This is a genomic window from Paraburkholderia sp. CHISQ3 (assembly GCF_030464945.1).
GTDB lineage: Bacteria > Pseudomonadota > Gammaproteobacteria > Burkholderiales > Burkholderiaceae > Paraburkholderia > Paraburkholderia megapolitana.
Genome location: NZ_JALPRG010000012.1, coordinates 168,853 through 185,646 on the forward strand (window position 1 = coordinate 168,853; position 16,794 = coordinate 185,646).

Annotated in this window: 15 protein-coding genes and 1 pseudogene; 10 read left to right on the forward strand and 6 right to left on the reverse strand. The window is 62.7% G+C overall.

The features are described from left to right. Positions 1-15: 15 nt before the first annotated feature. A pseudogene (locus tag M0D65_RS26230) lies at positions 16-267 on the forward strand (hypothetical protein); the annotation flags it as partial. 139 nt (positions 268-406) lie between these two features. Here M0D65_RS26230 and M0D65_RS26235 read toward each other — a convergent pair. Both M0D65_RS26235 and M0D65_RS26240 read right to left on the reverse strand, forming a co-directional pair. Beyond that, positions 407-1,399 (reverse strand): DMT family transporter, encoded by a 993-nt coding sequence (locus tag M0D65_RS26235; protein WP_266255193.1) that lies wholly within the window; start codon positions 1,397-1,399, stop codon positions 407-409. 55 nt (positions 1,400-1,454) lie between these two features. Continuing rightward, positions 1,455-2,150: a glutathione binding-like protein gene (locus tag M0D65_RS26240; RefSeq protein ID WP_266255194.1), complete on the reverse strand. Its 696-nt coding sequence runs from the start codon at positions 2,148-2,150 to the stop codon at positions 1,455-1,457. 144 nt (positions 2,151-2,294) lie between these two features. Between M0D65_RS26240 and M0D65_RS26245 the strand changes: the two genes are divergently transcribed. Next, positions 2,295-3,782, forward strand: coding sequence for a PLP-dependent aminotransferase family protein (locus tag M0D65_RS26245; protein WP_266255195.1), 1,488 nt, complete (start codon positions 2,295-2,297; stop codon positions 3,780-3,782). Between the two features lie 48 nt (positions 3,783-3,830). On the opposite strand, the gene icmH is transcribed toward M0D65_RS26245, so the two are convergent. The 4 genes from icmH to M0D65_RS26265 form a co-directional block, all read right to left on the reverse strand. Further along, the gene (gene icmH, locus M0D65_RS26250) at positions 3,831-4,619 is read right to left on the reverse strand and encodes a type IVB secretion system protein IcmH/DotU (RefSeq protein ID WP_091017955.1); all 789 of its coding nucleotides are present in this window, start codon (positions 4,617-4,619) and stop codon (positions 3,831-3,833) included. Then, a complete protein-coding gene (gene tssK, locus M0D65_RS26255; protein ID WP_091017957.1) occupies positions 4,616-5,962 on the reverse strand; it encodes a type VI secretion system baseplate subunit TssK in 1,347 nt (448 codons plus the stop codon). The genes icmH and tssK overlap by 4 nt, the downstream gene beginning before the upstream one ends. Before the next feature lie 125 nt (positions 5,963-6,087). Next, positions 6,088-6,702: a type VI secretion system lipoprotein TssJ gene (gene tssJ, locus M0D65_RS26260; protein ID WP_091017959.1), complete on the reverse strand. Its 615-nt coding sequence runs from the start codon at positions 6,700-6,702 to the stop codon at positions 6,088-6,090. Positions 6,703-6,800: 98 nt separating this feature from the next. Further along, entirely contained in the window at positions 6,801-6,983 is a 183-nt protein-coding gene (locus M0D65_RS26265) for a hypothetical protein (protein WP_266255196.1), read from the reverse strand. A gap of 53 nt (positions 6,984-7,036) precedes the next feature. On the opposite strand from M0D65_RS26265, the gene M0D65_RS26270 reads away from it, so the two are divergent. The 8 genes from M0D65_RS26270 (at position 7,037) to tssH (ending at position 16,772) form a co-directional block, all read left to right on the forward strand. Further along, entirely contained in the window at positions 7,037-7,765 is a 729-nt protein-coding gene (locus M0D65_RS26270) for a M48 family metallopeptidase (protein WP_266255197.1), read from the forward strand. A 61-nt stretch (positions 7,766-7,826) separates the two neighbouring features. Beyond that, positions 7,827-8,372 carry a type VI secretion system contractile sheath small subunit gene (gene tssB, locus M0D65_RS26275; protein ID WP_091017963.1) on the forward strand — a complete coding sequence of 182 codons (546 nt, stop codon included), beginning with the start codon at positions 7,827-7,829 and terminating at the stop codon, positions 8,370-8,372. Positions 8,373-8,386: 14 nt separating this feature from the next. Continuing rightward, positions 8,387-9,880 (forward strand): type VI secretion system contractile sheath large subunit, encoded by a 1,494-nt coding sequence (tssC, locus tag M0D65_RS26280; RefSeq protein ID WP_091017965.1) that lies wholly within the window; start codon positions 8,387-8,389, stop codon positions 9,878-9,880. Between the two features lie 76 nt (positions 9,881-9,956). After that, positions 9,957-10,466 carry a type VI secretion system tube protein Hcp gene (locus M0D65_RS26285; RefSeq protein WP_091017967.1) on the forward strand — a complete coding sequence of 170 codons (510 nt, stop codon included), beginning with the start codon at positions 9,957-9,959 and terminating at the stop codon, positions 10,464-10,466. A 143-nt stretch (positions 10,467-10,609) separates the two neighbouring features. Beyond that, positions 10,610-11,089: a type VI secretion system baseplate subunit TssE gene (gene tssE, locus M0D65_RS26290; protein WP_091017970.1), complete on the forward strand. Its 480-nt coding sequence runs from the start codon at positions 10,610-10,612 to the stop codon at positions 11,087-11,089. Positions 11,090-11,167: 78 nt separating this feature from the next. Continuing rightward, positions 11,168-13,006, forward strand: coding sequence for a type VI secretion system baseplate subunit TssF (tssF, locus tag M0D65_RS26295; protein WP_266255198.1), 1,839 nt, complete (start codon positions 11,168-11,170; stop codon positions 13,004-13,006). Continuing rightward, the gene (gene tssG, locus M0D65_RS26300) at positions 12,970-14,058 is read left to right on the forward strand and encodes a type VI secretion system baseplate subunit TssG (protein ID WP_266255199.1); all 1,089 of its coding nucleotides are present in this window, start codon (positions 12,970-12,972) and stop codon (positions 14,056-14,058) included. Before tssF ends, tssG begins: the two co-directional genes overlap by 37 nt. Before the next feature lie 47 nt (positions 14,059-14,105). Continuing rightward, the gene (gene tssH / locus M0D65_RS26305; RefSeq protein WP_266255200.1) at positions 14,106-16,772 is read left to right on the forward strand and encodes a type VI secretion system ATPase TssH; all 2,667 of its coding nucleotides are present in this window, start codon (positions 14,106-14,108) and stop codon (positions 16,770-16,772) included. Positions 16,773-16,794: the final 22 nt, after the last annotated feature.

Consider the following 16,794-nt stretch of genomic DNA (forward strand, 5'->3'; position numbering starts at 1 on the left):
CACAGTTCATCGACGATGCCGCGCGCCCACACCTCCGAACTCGTCAGGCGCGCATACGATGCCGGCGATGCGCAGGCAGCAATTACGTTGCTTGAACAAAGTATGGCGCTGGGTCATCGGCGGATTGCGCTGATCCGCTATTTGCAGGCGGAGCATCTGCATGCGCCGCTCGATACACGGCATCACGACTACGTGCGCGATATCGCAGCGAGGATGAGTGCCGCGACGCTGGCACGTGTGGTCGGCGAAGCGCGAACGCGCGCCCGGCGCGCTCACGATCCTGCCGATACTTCCACTACTCGTGACTTCGCTCACGATCCTGTTGCGGGCCACGCTGGTTGAGCGCGGCATGCCACGGTGTGTGCATCCGCTGTCTGGCGTTGCATTTGCAGACGCGAGACTTCACTCACGATCCCGTTGCCGGACATGCTGACCGATCGCGGCATGCCACGGCTGCGGAGCGCACCACCGGCGCCTCGCGCCGCGACGGCAGACGCAGTACGCCAGTAGTCAAGGCCGTACCCGCGAGTATCACGCCACAACCGATCGCCATCGCCGCTGTGAACGTTTCGCCGAGAAAGAGCGCGCCCCACAGCACACCGAACGCGGGAATCAGGAACAGCGCCGTCATCGCGCGCGACGGCCCAACACTGGCGATCAACCGGAAAAACAGCACGTAGGCAAATGCGGTGCAAGCAAGCGCGAGCGCGAACAGCGCGGCCCACGCGTGCGGCGCCGGCGCAGTTGCTGGCCACAAGGAAACAGCGGGCACTGCAAGCACGACCGCCGATACGATCTGACTACCGGTCGCAACCGCGAGCGGCGAGACACCGCCAAGACGGCGCTTGCTGAAGTTCGCCGAAAAACCATAGAGCAGGGTGGCTGCGAGACACGCGGCAATCGCGAGCGCGGTTGCATGCATCGCGGTGTGCGTAGCGACATGTAGGCCCGCGGCACCGTGTGCGGCAAGTGCCGTCTTGTCCCACACCAGCCACAACACGCCGGCAAAGCCGACCGCCAGACCGGCGACGCGCATGCCGCTCAACTTCTCGCTCAGCCAGAGCCACGCGATCACCGCGGTGAAGAGCGGCGTCGCTGCGGTAAATATCGACGAGAGCCCGGCGGGCAGCGTCAGCGCGGCGAAACTGAAAAGCACGAAAGGCAACGCCGAGTTCGTGATGCCGACGAGCGCGATCGGCTTCCAGTGCATACGCAGCTCACGAAGGCCGCCTGCGCCGCGCAGCGCGAGCAGCGGGGTCAGCATCAACGCGGCGAGCGCGGCGCGTGCGCCGGCGAGCGGCACGGCGCCGAACTGGCCCGCGCCCATGCGGATGAACAGATACGACGCGCCCCATAGCGCGGCGAGCGAAATCAGCATAGCGAGATCGGACCGTTTCATGGCAATGCTCCCTGGTATCTGGATTTCAGCTGCGGGTGGTTTTGGTGCGGCAGGCTCAACCGCCGCCAGCAACGGCAGCTTGCTGCACAGGCTTGCCCGGTTGCGTATAAACATCGGCGACGCCTTCGTACACGCGCTGCGTGGCGGGGCGGGTACGGATCGATTCGTACCAGCGCCGCAGGTTCGGAAAATCGCGCAGGTCCTGGCCGTGCGGTTCGTGCGGCACGATCCACGGGTAGCACGCGATGTCGGCGATCGAGTAGCTATCGCCGGCAATGAACGCTCGGCCGGCGAGGCGCGTATCGAGCACCCGGTAAAGCCGCGCGGTTTCCTTCGTGTAGCGGTCGATCGCGAATGGCACGCGTTCGTTCGCATAGACGCGAAAGTAGCCGCTCTGGCCGGCCATCGGGCCGAGCCCCGCCATCTGCCAGAACAGCCATTGCAGGATCTCGACCCTTTCCGCCGCCGATGAACCGAGCAGGCGCCCCGACTTTTCCGCGAGATACAGCAGGATCGCGCCAGACTCGAAGACTGGCAGCGGTTCGCCGGCGGCGGGTGCGGTGCCGGTTGTGGGCGCGTGGTCGACGATCGCGGGAATCTTGTTGTTCGGCGAGATGGCGAGAAAGGCCGGCGCGAACTGCTCGCCTTTGCTCAGACTCACCGGGACGATGCGATACGGCAAGCCCGTTTCTTCGAGGAAAAGCCGGACTTTGAGGCCATTCGGCGTCGGGGAAAAGTACAGATCGATCATGAGCAACCTCGCATCGAGCAGGGTTCAAGAGGAACAGGAAAGCTTGCGCCATAGACGCAGAATAGGCATTCTTCTGGTACGTATAAAGCGCCATAAATGAGGAATTTTATGGAACCAGAATCGACGGCGACCGTGTCTTCCTCAATGCTGTCTTCCCCCTTCGAATTCCCACTGGAACTGCCGCCGCGCGATTCCCGCAATCTGCTGCGTGAGCTGCATCGGCAACTGCGTACGGCGATTCTGGACGGCAGGTTGAAGCCGGGTCTGCGCCTGCCGGCCACGCGGGCGTTTGCCGAAGCGTGCGGTGTATCGCGCAATACGGCGATCGCCGCCTACGACCTGCTGCTCAGCGAGGGTTATCTGGTGACGCGTCGCAAGGCCGGCACGTATGTGGCCCAGGTGTTGCCGCTGCCGTCTGCCCGGACGCCTGCGCAGCCACAGTCGCAGCCGCTCGCGCAACCGGACGGTCCGCGGCACGGCGACCCGCGGCTGAACGCGTACTGGCGCGCGGCGCCGGCGCCGTATGTGCCGATGCCGGCGCCCGCGCCGCGCGATTTCCAGTTCGGCGTGCCAGAGCAGGCGTTTTTGCGCTTCGATATCTGGCAGCGACTGTCGAGCCGGGCTATCCGGGCGCTAGCCAAAGCGCCTGCCATCTATTCGGATGCCCAGGGCCGTGCAGCGCTGCGCGAAGCGATCGCGGCGCACGTCGCGTTTGCGCGCGCGGTGGCCTGCCGGGCGGACGACGTGATCGTCACGGCCGGTGCGCAACAGGCCTTCGACCTGCTCGCACGGATTCTGGTAACGCCCGGCCGCACGACAGTCGCCGTCGAGGACCCAGGTTATCCGCCGATGCGCGCCGCGTTCGCGCTGGCCGGCGCGCGCGTGGTGCCGGTCCCGGTCGATGAGGAAGGGCTCATCGTCGATCTCTTACCCGCCGATGCCCGAATCATCTGTGTCACGCCGTCGCACCAGTTTCCGCTCGGCACGGCGATGTCGATGCGTCGCCGCACCGCGCTGCTCGAGTTTGCCCAGACACACGGCGCCGTGATCGTCGAAGACGACTACGACGGCGAATTCCGTCTCGGCGCCCGGCCGCTCGACGCGCTACAGACACTCGACCGCACGGCCTCGGTGTTCTACGTCGGAACGTTCTCGAAGAGCCTGTTCCCGGCGCTGCGGCTCGGCTATGTCGTGGCGCCGGCGTGGGCGCAGGGACCGCTGGTCTCGCTCAGGCAGCACGCGGAATGGCATCCGGCAGTGCTGCCGCAGGATACGCTCGCGGCGTTCATCGCCGAAGGGCATCTGGCGCGCCACGTGCGCAAGATGCGCGAGATCTACGGGACGCGGCGACGCGTGCTGCTGGAGTGTCTGCAGCGCGATTTCGCCGGCTCGCTCGAGCCGATTGCGTCCGATGCCGGTTTGCATCTGGCGGCGTTCGCGAATGTGGAGCCGCACGAGATCGAGCGAATGCTGAAACGCGTGCGCGACAAGGGCGTGCGACTCGAATCGCTCGGCGCGTATTACGCGGGGAGCAGTGCGCGCAGCGGGATCGGTTTCGGGTACGGCGGGGTGGACGAAGCGGGGATTCGCGAAGGACTCGCGATTCTGCGCGATGTGTGGCGCGCGGGCTGACGGTTGAGGACAGGGCGCGCGTTACACCGCGCGCCCCGCTTCACACGCTTATGGCAGCGAGATGGTGAGGTTGGCCGACTGCGGCCCAAGCTGGACGACCTGCGAATACGGTGCGAGCGTGCGCAACGTCGAATCGCGCAGATACGTGTTCAGGCCCAGATACGCGAGCAGCGCGACCAGCGCGAACACCGCGCCGATGGCCCAGATCGGCACTTCGCGCTTCAGCCGGTGCGCGACCTGGTCGGGCAGCGCCCAGTGCGGTGCGAACGGCGCGCGCTTGCCTTTGATGCGCGCGATTTCGTCGCCGAGGCGGCCCGTCAGGTAAGCGAGCTTCTCCGGTCCTTCGAGCAGATACTTGCCCTGGAAGCCGAGCAGCAGACACATGTGGAACACCTCGAGCGACTGCAGGCGCGCGGCACCCTGAGCACGGCATTCCTCGAGGTAGTGATAGAACTTCTCGCCGGCAAGCTGCTCGCCGAACAGCACCAGTTGCAGCGGGCGACGTTCCCACTCGGTACGGATCTTGAACGACGACGACAGCACCGATTCGTCGATAGCCGCACAGAAAGCGAACTTCGACGCGTAGACATCTTCGGCGGCGACGTTCAGCTTTTTCGCGCCGCGCTCGAAGTCGCCGAGAAACTGCTGGATGCGCGATGTGAATTCGCCGGCATCGCCGGGTTCGCGGCCGTTCTTCAGCAGGAACAGCATGAAGAAGCCGTCGTACAGCAGATCGAGCAGCGAGCGTACCTGATAGTTCGGTTCGCTCAGCGGCGCGGACGACGGGCTGGGGGACGGCGGACTGGCGTCGCCAAACAGGGAGGGCGCGTGGCTCATGATGTGACCGCGATCAGTTCGAGTTTGAGATCGTTAATACCGGAAGGCGCGTAGATCATCGCCGACTGGGCCTGCAGCATGCGGTCGTACAGCGCACCGCGCGTTTCGAACGAGAAATAGCATGCGCCGGGGCGTACCGGAATAGCGGGCGGCACCTGCGGCGTGTAGACGAGGCGCACGCCCGGCATGGCCGACAGCACCAGTTTGTCGACGTCGTCCGGTGCACCGACCTTGAAGCGCGCCGGCACCGCTTCGACGAGTTCGACGGTCGGCATGTCTGCCGACACCGCGATGTAGAACATCGTCTTGTCGTCGATCTTGCCCGAGTCGAGGCGACCGACGTGGAACGACGGACGCACTTCGTCGAGCGCGATCGCGAAGTAGCGCGTCGAGATCACGGTTTCGAGCAGATCGCGCAGGATCGTGTCGAGACGCGCGAAGCCTGGGCCGGGGTCGTCGTGCCGGTACGGCGGCAGATCGGCGAGCGCGTAGCCTTTCGAGAATGTCATCAACTGGCCGGCGAGGCGCAGCAGTTCCTGGAACAGTCGCTCCGGATGCAGGGCCGCGTGCTGGTACAGATGTGCAAGCGATGCGAAAGCCGCGCTCGCGGTGTGCAGCAGCCAGAACGACGCGATGTCGCCGGAACGGAATTCAATAATGTTCTTGGTCGGCTCGCGGTGAAAACCGTACAGCGCATTGACCTTTGCCTGCAACGCGTCGATCAGCTGGCGCAGCCGCTGATGCAGGATCGGCGAAGCATCGATCGCGAGGCACGGCGGCACGAACGTCTCGTCGAGCTCGAACCCCGAAGTCGCGGTGCGGCGCACGCGCACGAGCGGCACCGACAGCAACTGGTCGCGCGGCTCGCTGTGCGCGAGCAGCTTGACGCTCGTTTTCAGGAACGTGATGTCGGCTTCGGCGGCGTCGGTGAAGTGGTCGGCAACCGGCGACTGCTCGCTCACATAGCGCGAGACGAACCCCGCGTTCTGGTCGGCCGAATAGTTCGCACCGGTCTCGCGCAACGGATGCAGCGCCAGATAGAACGTGAATTCGTTGATGCCGTCGGGCAGGGTGTCGAGCGCGATGGGCGGCGGCAGGTCGTCGGCCTGCGGCGCGGAGTAGAGCGCGCCGTCGGGGAACACCAGCGACAGCTCGCTCACGCGCAGCACGTTGCTGCCGAGCGCGTCGCGATCGAAGCGCACCGAGCGCACGCCCCAGTTGTACGGCTGGATCGCCTGGATCGATTCGAACAGGCGTGCCTCGTGATAGGCATCCTGCCGCTGAAAATGCTGCGGCCTCAGAAAAAGGCCTTCCCCCCAGAGCACCTTAGCTGAATAACTCATGTCAAACCTGTTATATGCGTCGGGCGAACCGCAGATCCATACAAAGCAACCTTGAATCGCCAAAGACTGTTAAATGACATTTGAGCGACATCCATCACATTGTCCTGTCGCTCCTTTTAGGTCCTTTAACCGCAACTGACCGATGAAAGCAGATTCAGCGGTTGTGCGGGCAATCCCTGTTCGGGCGGGATCACGGTGCCGTTGGTTACGGTCATTGCACAGTTATGCAGGCCAATCATTATGCCGGATTTCTCCGACTTCGCAGGATCGAAAGCGAATTTCCAGCGTTGTAGCGCCGGAGCGCGAAACAGGGCGACGATGCCAAAGCCCTGTGCCTCGCGCGAGACTTTCTCGGTCACGGTGTAGCGCTGGCCCGGAATCAGCGTCACTTCGCGCACGCTGATCAGATCGCCGCCCAGGGTGCTCTTTTCCTTGTCGGGGTCGGTAAAGATGTCGAACGGCGCCTGCAGGAACGAGGTCGGGTCCTTCAGCGCATACAGCCGGACGACCAGTGCCAGCGGCTTGTTGTCGTTCGCGGCGTTCAGGTTCGGGGCGGCGTAGAGCGTCAGGCCGACATTGCGCGGCGGCTTTTGCGCATCGGGCACATCGGGCTTGGTGAGACCGGTCGCCTGCATGACTGCCGAGGCCGCACTGCCCAGCATCGGCACTGCGGCTGCACAACCGGCGAGTACTGCGCACGCCGAAAGAATCGCTGTATAACGGATAAAACGCGAATTCATTTATACCAGCTGGCTTTGCGCCGGCCGCCCCTGTCAAAGCGTTAAGGAAAGTCAAATTGGAACGCACCGTTTTCATGCAAAGCGCATCGAACAGACCGTTACCCCATAAAGAATCCGGCAATTTTTTCCGCATCTTGCATTGGTTTTGTTTCGGTGCCGGAAACTATTTCTTCTTGGCGCCGCGACATAACCGGCATACGATTTTTCTGATCCACAGCCGTTTCACACGAAAGTTGAATTATCAAAAATTGGCCTGTACTATACCCGCGCACTTCAAGCAAAGCAAAACTCCGGTTTTTCCTTGAATTAAAAAATCGCAAGTCGGTGAAAAACGATGAAACAGAGACTCTTTTTAAAACTATCTGGGGTTGTACTGGCGTGCGGCGTGATTGCAGGCTGCGCAACACAGGCGAACAACGTTGCACCGACACCGGAGGCTTTTAATAAGAGCCTGGCGGACGCCGATACGGTCGCGAAGGGCGGCGACCAGGATCGTGCAATGGCGCTTTATCAGGCATTGGCGAAGTCCGATCCGACCCGTGAAGAACCGTGGTCGCGGATTGCACAGATCCAGTTCTCGCAGGCGCATTATGGACAGGCGATCGTCGCTGCGCAGGAAGCGCTGCAGCGCGATCAGACCGACCGGCAGGCCAAGAGCGTGCTGGCGGTAGCCGGGCTGAGGGTGGCAACCCAGTCGCTTGGCGAATTGCGGCAGGATGCATCGCTGGCCGGCGACGCGAAGTCCGATGCCCAGGCGCTCGCGAAGGAACTGCGCGACACGCTCGGCGAGGCTTCGCTGTTTCCGCCCGAAGTCACCGACAAGCCGGTTCACAAGCCACGCAGGTATGTACGCAGCAAGCCGAAGGCCACGGACAACGCAGCGACTGCAGCGGGCACGACGCCGGGCGCAACGCCGACGGCGGGCACCACGGCAGCGGCTGTAGCAACCGCGCCGACGCCTGCACCCGCACCTGCGCCAGTAGCCCCGAAACCGGTTGCGCCGGCAGCGGCAGCAGCAAAAGGTTCAGGTGCCGCATCAGATCCTTTCAGTGCGTTGCGTTGAGTTTCGTCTTATCTATCGCTGATATCACACGCTAGTTTTTCTTGCATCTGGGGAGCCGACGATGGCGAAGAAAGAAAGTATTCAAAAGCGCTTACAAAAAGTGCGCCCTCCGCGCGTTCAATTGACTTATGAGGTTGAACGTGGCGATGCGATCGAAATCAAGGAACTGCCGTTCGTCGTCGGCGTGGTTGCCGACCTCGCGGGACAGTCCGAAGTCGAGCAGCCGAAATTACGCGACCGCAAGTTCGTGAATATCGACCGCGACAATTTCGACGACGTGATGAAAGGCATCGAGCCGCGCGCGGCGTTCCAGGTGGAAAACCGCCTGGCCGGAGGCGGCAGCAAGTTCGCTGTCGACCTGCGCTTTCGTTCGATTGCCGATTTCAACCCGGACGAAGTCGTCTCGCAGATCGAACCGCTGCAACGTCTACTCGACGCGCGTTCGAAGCTCGCGGATCTGCGCAACAAGCTTGCCGGCAACGACAAGCTCGAGGATCTGCTCAGCGAAGTGCTGACGAATACGCAGCAACTGCAGACGCTCAAGGGCGACAGCAGCGTGGGCGACCCGCACGACGGCAAGCCGGACAATGACAAGCAGGGCGAATAGCCACGGGGTGTGAGATGAATCAGCAAACGGCTGCAAATCAGGCAGCGGGCGCACCGGAGGCCAGCGCTGCGACTTCGTTGCTCGACGACATCGTCGAGAAGAGCAAGGTCGCGAAATCCGATTCCGAGCATGCACGCGCAAAGGATCTGATCGGCGAACTCGTACATCAGGTGCTGGAAGGCACCGTCGTTGTATCCGACAACCTGTCGGCAACGATCGATGCGCGCGTGGCCGAACTCGACCGTTTGATTTCCGACCAGTTGAGCGCAGTCATGCATGCGCCGCAATTCCAGAAACTGGAAAGCACGTGGCGCGGGCTCGACTATCTGTGCAAGGAAAGCAATACCGGCGCGACCGTGAAGATCAAGGCGCTGCATGCGCCGAAGCGCGACCTCGTGCGCGACTTCAAGACCGCCATCGAATTTGATCAGAGCGCACTCTTCAAGAAGGTCTATGAAGAAGAGTTCGGCACGTTCGGCGGTGCGCCGTTCGGTGCGCTGGTCGGCGACTTCGAAATCACGCGTCAGCCGGAAGACGTTTATTTCATCGAGCAGATGGCGCACGTCGCGGCTGCCGCGCATGCACCGTTCATTGCCTCGGCTTCGCCGGAACTGATCGGCCTCGAGTCGTTTGCCGATCTGGGCAAGCCGCGCGATCTCGGCAAGGTGTTCGACACCGTCGAATACGCTAAGTGGAAGTCGTTCCGCGACTCCGAAGATTCGCGCTACGTCGGTCTCACACTGCCGCGGTATCTGGGTCGTCTGCCGTTCAATCCGAAGGACGGCGCGACGGCGGAAGGCTTCAACTTCGTCGAAGACGTGGACGGCACCGATCACAGCAAGTACCTGTGGTGTAACGCCGCGTGGGCATTCGCTGCGCGCCTGACTGCTGCGTTCGACGATTTCGGCTGGTGTGCGGCGATTCGCGGCGTGGAAGGCGGCGGTCTGGTGGAAGACCTGCCCACCCACACGTTCAAGACCGATGACGGCGAAGTGGCGCTCAAGTGCCCGACCGAAATCGCGATCACCGACCGGCGTGAAAAGGAACTGGCCGATCTGGGTTTTATCCCGCTCGTCCATTGCAAGAACTCGGACTATGCAGCGTTTTTTGCCGCACAGTCCACGCAGAAACCGAAGAAGTACAGCACCGACAGCGCGAACGCGAACGCCGTTCTGTCCGCGCAGCTGCAGTACATTTTCTCGGTGTCGCGTGTGGCTCATTACCTGAAGGCGATGATGCGCGACAAGATCGGCAGTTTTGCATCCGCGCAGAACGTCGAGGTGTTTCTCAACCGCTGGATTTCGCAGTACGTGCTACTCGACGACAACGCGCCGCAAGAGCAGAAAGCGCAGTTTCCGTTGCGTGAAGCGTCGATCCAGGTCTCGGAGATTCCGGGCAAGCCTGGTTCGTATCGTTCGGTGGCATTCCTGCGTCCGCACTTCCAGCTCGACGAGTTGTCGATTTCCCTGCGGCTCGTCGCGGATCTGCCGAAGCCGGCCGGCTCTTGAGAATCAAACGAAGTCAAAAATGCCCGGGCTTCCCGGGCGTGCTGTAGAAACCACCTATCTGGGGAGTTGAAGCATCATGGCCAACAAGGACATCTATCTCAAGTTCGGTAGCCCGGCAATTCAGGGCGAATCGGCGGATAAGGATCACGGTAAGTGGATCGAGTGCACCTCATGGAGCCACTCGATTCTGCAACCGCGTTCCGCCACGACTTCGTCGTCGGGCGGCGGCACGTCCGAGCGCTGCGAACACAGCGACATGCGCTTCACGAAAGAAATGGATCTGGTCAGCCCGCTGCTGTATCAGCATGCGTCGGGTGGCACGACATTCGATGAGGTGACGGTCGACTTCATGCGTGCCGACGGTGAAGGCAAGCGCGTCAAGTACATGCAGCTCAAGATGAAGTACGTGATCATCTCGAGCGTCACGCCGTCCGTCGTGGGCGAAGGCTTGCCGACGGAAGAGTTTTCGCTGAAGTACGCTGCTGTGCAGTGGACGTACACGCAGCAGAACGTCGGCGGTGGCCAGGGCGGTAACGTACAAGGCGCGTGGAGCCTGACGAAGAACGACAAGACCTACGCTGTCTGATGGTTGAGGCGGCTACCGCGCGTGTTGCTGCGCGCAGGTAGCCGCCTGCTGGTCGCTCGGGGTCCATCAGGCGGTCCGCAAGACTCTGCATGGCAACCCTCTCGAGGCGACATGATGCATCACCACCGGTTCTACCCTTCCCGATGAAGCGATTCGAACCGAGTTTTCTCGACAAGCTGTTTGACGACGAACCGCATTTGCCGGCTTCTCCGGCCATGCGGCAATTGTCGCTGGAAGAATTGAAGGCAACGGTCGCGCGCGATGTCGAAGCGATTCTGAATACGCGCATCGCATTGACCGAGCATGAACTCCTGGCGCTGCCGGAGTGCCGCAAATCGGTGTTGACCTATGGATTGAACGACTTCGCCGGGCTGAGCCTCGCGAGTCATTACGACCGCACGTTCATCTGCAAGTCGATCCAGGCGGCGATCGAGCGGCATGAGCCGCGCCTGCAGCAGGTGGCGGTGACGCTCGAAATGAGCCAGCAGTCTACCAACGCACTGAATTTCGCTATCCAGGCGCTATTGGTTGTGCATCCGGCGGAAGAGCCGGTGAGTTTCGATGCGATGCTGCAGCCGTCGACGCTGCAGTATTCGGTGACGCGCGCACGCGCGAAGCTTTAATCCGCTGCTTGGCCGGGACGCGCCACGGCAGCGGCGGCGAGATCGACCGGGAAGCAACGGGGAGTTCGGGGACGATTGATGGAAGAACTGCTGCCGTATTACGAGCGCGAATTATCTTTCCTGCGGCGTTATTCGCGCGATTTTGCCGAGCGATATCCCAAGATCGCGGCGCGTCTCGCCATGTCGGGCGAGCACTGCGAGGACCCGCACGTCGAGCGGATGATCGAATCGTTTGCGCTGCTCGGCGCGCGCATCAACAAGAAACTCGACGACGATTACCCCGAGTTCACCGAGGCGTTGCTCGAGGTGTTGTACCCGCATTATCTGCGGCCGTTTCCTTCCTGTTCGATCGCGCAGCTCGGCACGGCTGCTGCGTTCAGCCATCTGACCGAACCCGCCACCATCGAGCGCGGCACCGAATTCAAATCGCGCCCGATTCGCGGCGTGCAATGCCGTTTCCGTACCGCCTACGACGTCACGCTCGCGCCGATCCGGATTTCGGAGGCGAAGTACACGTCGGTGGCCATGGCGCCGAGCGCAACCGTGCTGCCTGGCAATGCCACCGCAATCGTGTCGGTGACGTTCGAGTCGACCTCGCCGCAACTCGATCTCAGTGCGATGAAAATCGACAAGCTGCGTGCCTATCTGCACGGCGAGCAGTCGTTTATCGCCGCGTTGTCGGACTGCCTGTTCGTCAACGGGCTCGCGGCCTATGTGGAAGGCGACCGGCGCGGCGTGTGGACGGCGTTGCGCACGCTGCCGTTCGCCGAGGTCGGTTACAGCGAAGACGACGCGCTGATCGACTACCCGGCGAAGTCGCACCCAGCGTACCGGCTGCTGACCGAATACTTCGCCTTCCCCGACAAGTTCAACTTCGTCGATTTCGATCTGCCCGCGATGACACGCGCAAGCGGCCGCTGCCAGCGGCTCACGCTGCACATCGTCCTGAAGGAAGTGCGTAGCGACTCGCACGTCGCGCGACTGCTCGACGGTCTCGCATCGCATCACATGCGGCTCTTCTGCACGCCGGTCGTCAATCTGTTCAAGCAGCACGGCGAACCGGTGCGCGTCAGCCATCAGGCCATTTCGTATCCGGTCATTGCGGAATCGCGGCGCGCGTTCGCCTACGAGGTCTATTCGATCGACTCGGTGCAACTCGTGCGCCAGCAGGCGCACGAAGAAACCGTGATCGAATTCCGGCCGTTCTATTCGCTGCATCACGGCGAAGCCGCGCGTATGGGCCATTACTGGTTCTCGCGGCGCAACGACTGGGTGGCGCAAAAAAGTCCTGGCTACGAAACCGAGATCTCGATCGTCGATATCGACTTCGAACCGTCGTCGCCGCAAACCGATACGTTGAGCATCGAGCTGACCTGCACGAATCGCGACTTGCCGGCGAGTCTCGCGGTTGGGCTCGAAGGCGGCGACCTGTTTCTCGAAGGCGGTTCGCTGACCGGCAGCATCTCGATGCTGCGCCGGCCGACGCCGAGCGTGCACTTCGAGCGCGGCCGCGCCGCGCACTGGCGCCTGATCTCGCATCTCGCGCTGAATCATGTCTCGCTCGCGAGCAACGGTCTGGCCGCGCTGAAGGAAATGCTCGTGCTCTACGATCTGCGGCGCACGGCGGTGTCGGCGCGCTATATCGACGGCATCACCGGCATCGAACAGCATGCGGCCGTGCAGTGGCTGCCCGGCAAGCCGTTCGCTACCTTCGTGCGCGGCATCGAAATCCGCCTGACGATCGATGAAGAGCATTTTGTCGGCACGAGCCTTGGCGCGTTCGTGCGGGTCATCGATACGTTTTTCGGGCTCTACGTTCACCTGAACAGCTTTGTGCAACTGGTCGTGCTGTCGAAGCGCACCGGCGAGGAAATTCTGCGATGCAAACCCCGCAGCGGCGAATCGATCCTGGCGTAATCGAGCGTCTGCTCGACGAGCCTCACCGCTTCGAGTTCTTCCAGGCGGTGCGGTTGCTCGAACGCTGGTTTACCGACGGCGACACCTCGCTGCGTCCAGGCGACGTCGTGGCCCGGCGCATCGCTTTTCGCAACTCGATCTCGCTTGGCTTTCCGCCGAGCGAGATCGAGAGCACACTACCGTACGACACCGAAGGCGTGGCGCTCAGGGAAAAGGCGCAGCGCAGCGCGGCGCTCGACGACGAGAAAGTGCAGCGCGTCGATCTGACGCCCGCGTTCTTCGGCCTGCTAGGCGGGCAGGGCGCGTTGCCGCTGCACTACACCGAACAGATTGTCGCGCGCGAGTATCTGAAGCGCGATCGCGCCGCGCGCGAATTCTTCGACGTTTTTTCGAACCGCGCGACCGCGCTGTTTTATGCGGCGTGGAAGAAATACCGGCTACCGCTGCACTACGAGCTGGATCGTGATGAACGTTATCTGCCGCTGCTGCTTTCGCTTGCCGGCGTCGCCAACGACGACTCGCGCGAAAGCCTGCAAGACGGCACCGGCGCGCTGCTCGACGAAGCAATTGCCGGCTATGCGCTGGCCGCACGGCATCGACCGGTATCGGCGGCCTACCTGCAGCGCACGTTGTCCGATTACTTCAAGGTGCCGGTGCGGGTCGATCAGTTTGTCGGCAAGTGGTACGACGTACCGAAGGACCAGTTGACCGTGCTGGGCCAGGTGAACGCACTGCTCGGCGCGACTGCGCTTGCGGGCGAGCGCGTCTGGCAGCGCGACATGCGTGCGCGGCTCGTGGTCGGTCCGTTGTCGAAGCGCGACTATGAAGCGTTTCTGCCCGGTTCCGAGTGCGCGGTGGCGCTCGAACGCATGCTGACGCTGCTGGCCGGTGTCACGCTCGAATACGAAGTATCGCTGGTGCTGCGACGCGACGAAGTCGGGCCGAGCCATCTCGGCGCCGGCGCGCGGCTCGGCTGGGATGCGTTCCTCTGCACGCACGATGCCGATCGCGACCGCGCCGACGCACGCTACGAGTTGCACGTCATACATTGACCGTCATTGACCCATAAGCGTTGAAACCCAGACCTGGATCGCACGACATGAGTACGCCGCTGAAAACCCTGATCGCGAAACTGAACACCACCTGCCGGCAGGCAGCCGAACGGGCCGCGAGCCTGTGTCTGTCGCGTGGCAACTATGAAGTCGATCTCGAACATCTGCTGCTGACATTGCTCGATGAACCCGCGAGCGACGTATCGGTGGTGATGAGCGCGAGCCGCATCGATGCGCACGCGTTGCGCGCCGATCTCGAGCACGAACTCGAACGCGTGAAGACCGGCAATACGCGCACACCGGTCTTTTCCGTGCATCTGATCGCGCTGTTCGAACAGGCGTGGTTGATCGCTTCGCTCGATTCGCAGATCGGCCGCATTCGCTCCGGCCATCTGCTGCTCGCACTGTTGACTGCTCCGGACCTCGCGCAGTTTGCGCAGCGCATGTCGCCGCTGCTCGCGCGCGTGCGCGTGACGGACCTGAAGCACAAGTTCGACGAGTTGACGGCCAGTTCGTGCGAAGTGGAACGCAGCACCGCGGCGACGCCGGAGGGCGCCGCACAGGATGCGGTCGACGCGCCGCAGCGAACCGTGTCGAAGACGCCCGCGCTCGACACCTACACGACCAACCTCACACAACGTGCCCGCGAAGGCAAGATCGATCCGGTGATCGGCCGCGAAGCCGAAATCCGCCAGGCTATCGACATCCTGATGCGACGCCGCCAGAACAATCCGATCATGACCGGCGAGGCCGGTGTCGGTAAAACGGCGGTAGTCGAAGGGCTCGCGTTGCGCATCGCCGCCGACGATGTACCGACACCGCTACGCGGCGTTGCATTGCACGTGCTCGATATGGGTCTGCTGCAGGCCGGCGCGAGCGTGAAGGGCGAGTTCGAAAACCGCCTGAAGAACGTGATCGACGAAGTGAAGAAAAGCGCGCACCCGATCATTCTGTTCATCGACGAAGCGCATACGATCATCGGTGCGGGCGGTCAGGCCGGGCAGAACGATGCGGCGAACCTGCTGAAGCCAGCGCTTGCACGCGGCGAATTGCGCACCATTGCCGCGACGACGTGGAGCGAATACAAGAAGTACTTCGAGAAGGACGCGGCGCTCGCGCGGCGCTTCCAGGTCGTGAAGATCGAAGAGCCGAGCGAAGTGCTGGCCGCGGCGATGCTGCGCGGCATGGCCGGCCTGATGGAAAAGCACTTCAACGTGCGCGTGCTCGACGATGCGATCACCGAAGCCGTGCGTCTGTCGCATCGCTATATCAGCGGACGTCAGCTGCCGGACAAGGCGATCAGCGTGCTCGACACCGCGTGTGCAAAGGTTGCGCTTGCGCACAGTTCGACACCGGGCGCGATCGACGATACGAAGAAACGTATCGAGCGCATCGATGCGGAAATCGCGTCGCTCGAACGTGAGGCGGCAAGCGGTGCCACGCACGACGAGCGGCTTGCCGAACTGCGCACGCGCCGGGAAGCCGATCTGCAATCGGTCGCTACCGACGAAGCGCGCTACGAAAAGGAGCGCGCGCTGGTGACGGAAATCGGTACGCTGCGCGCGGACATCGATGCGGCGCGCGGCGGTAGTGCGGATGCCGAGCAGGCGCAGAAAGCGGAAACTGCCCGCACCACGCTGACGGAGCGCGTGAACGAATTGCAGACGCTGCAAGCGGGCCAGCCGATGGTGCCGCTGCAGGTGGACGGCCACGTGGTCGCGGAAATCGTTGCATCGTGGACCGGTATTCCGCTCGGGCGGATGGTCAAGGACGAGATCCAGACTGTGCTGAATCTGCAGACGCTGCTGGGCGCGCGCGTGATCGGCCAGGACCATGCGCTCGAAGCAATCGCACAGCGCGTGCGGACCGCGAGCGCGAGTCTCGAAGACCCGAACAAGCCGCGCGGCGTGTTCATGTTCGTCGGCCCGTCTGGCGTCGGCAAGACCGAAACCGCGCTGGCGCTTGCCGATATCCTGTACGGCGGCGAACGCAAGCTCATCACGATCAACATGAGCGAGTACCAGGAAGCGCACAGCGTGTCGGGCCTGAAAGGCTCGCCGCCGGGGTATGTCGGCTACGGCGAGGGCGGCGTGCTGACCGAGGCTGTGCGGCGCAATCCGTATTCGGTCGTGCTGCTCGACGAAGTCGAGAAGGCGCACCCCGATGTGCTCGAAATGTTTTTCCAGGTGTTCGACAAAGGCGCCATGGACGACGCGGAAGGGCGCGAAATCGACTTCCGCAATACGCTCATCATCCTGACTTCGAACGTCGGTTCAACGGCGATCATGCAGGAGTGTCTGAACAAGAGCGCGGAAGAACTACCCGACGCCGATGCACTCACCGAGACGTTGCGCCCGCAACTGTACAAGGCGTTCAAGCCGGCGTTTCTCGGCCGTATGAAGGTCGTGCCGTATTATCCGATTTCGGACGACGTGCTCGTCGAGATCATCGAACTGAAGCTCGACAGGATTCGCCGGCGCATCGAGGCGAATCACAAGGCGACGTTCGAATGGGACGATTCGCTGGTCGAAGCCGTGCTCGCGCGCTGCACCGAAGTCGATTCGGGCGCGCGCAATGTCGATCACATCCTGAACGGCACGCTGTTGCCCGAGATCGCGCAGGAGGTGCTCGAACGGATCGCCGAAGGTGCGGCGATCGAGAAGATCACGGTGCGCGCCGACGAATCGGGCGCGTTCGATTACACGGTAGTCTGAAGCTTCACAACCGACATCTATC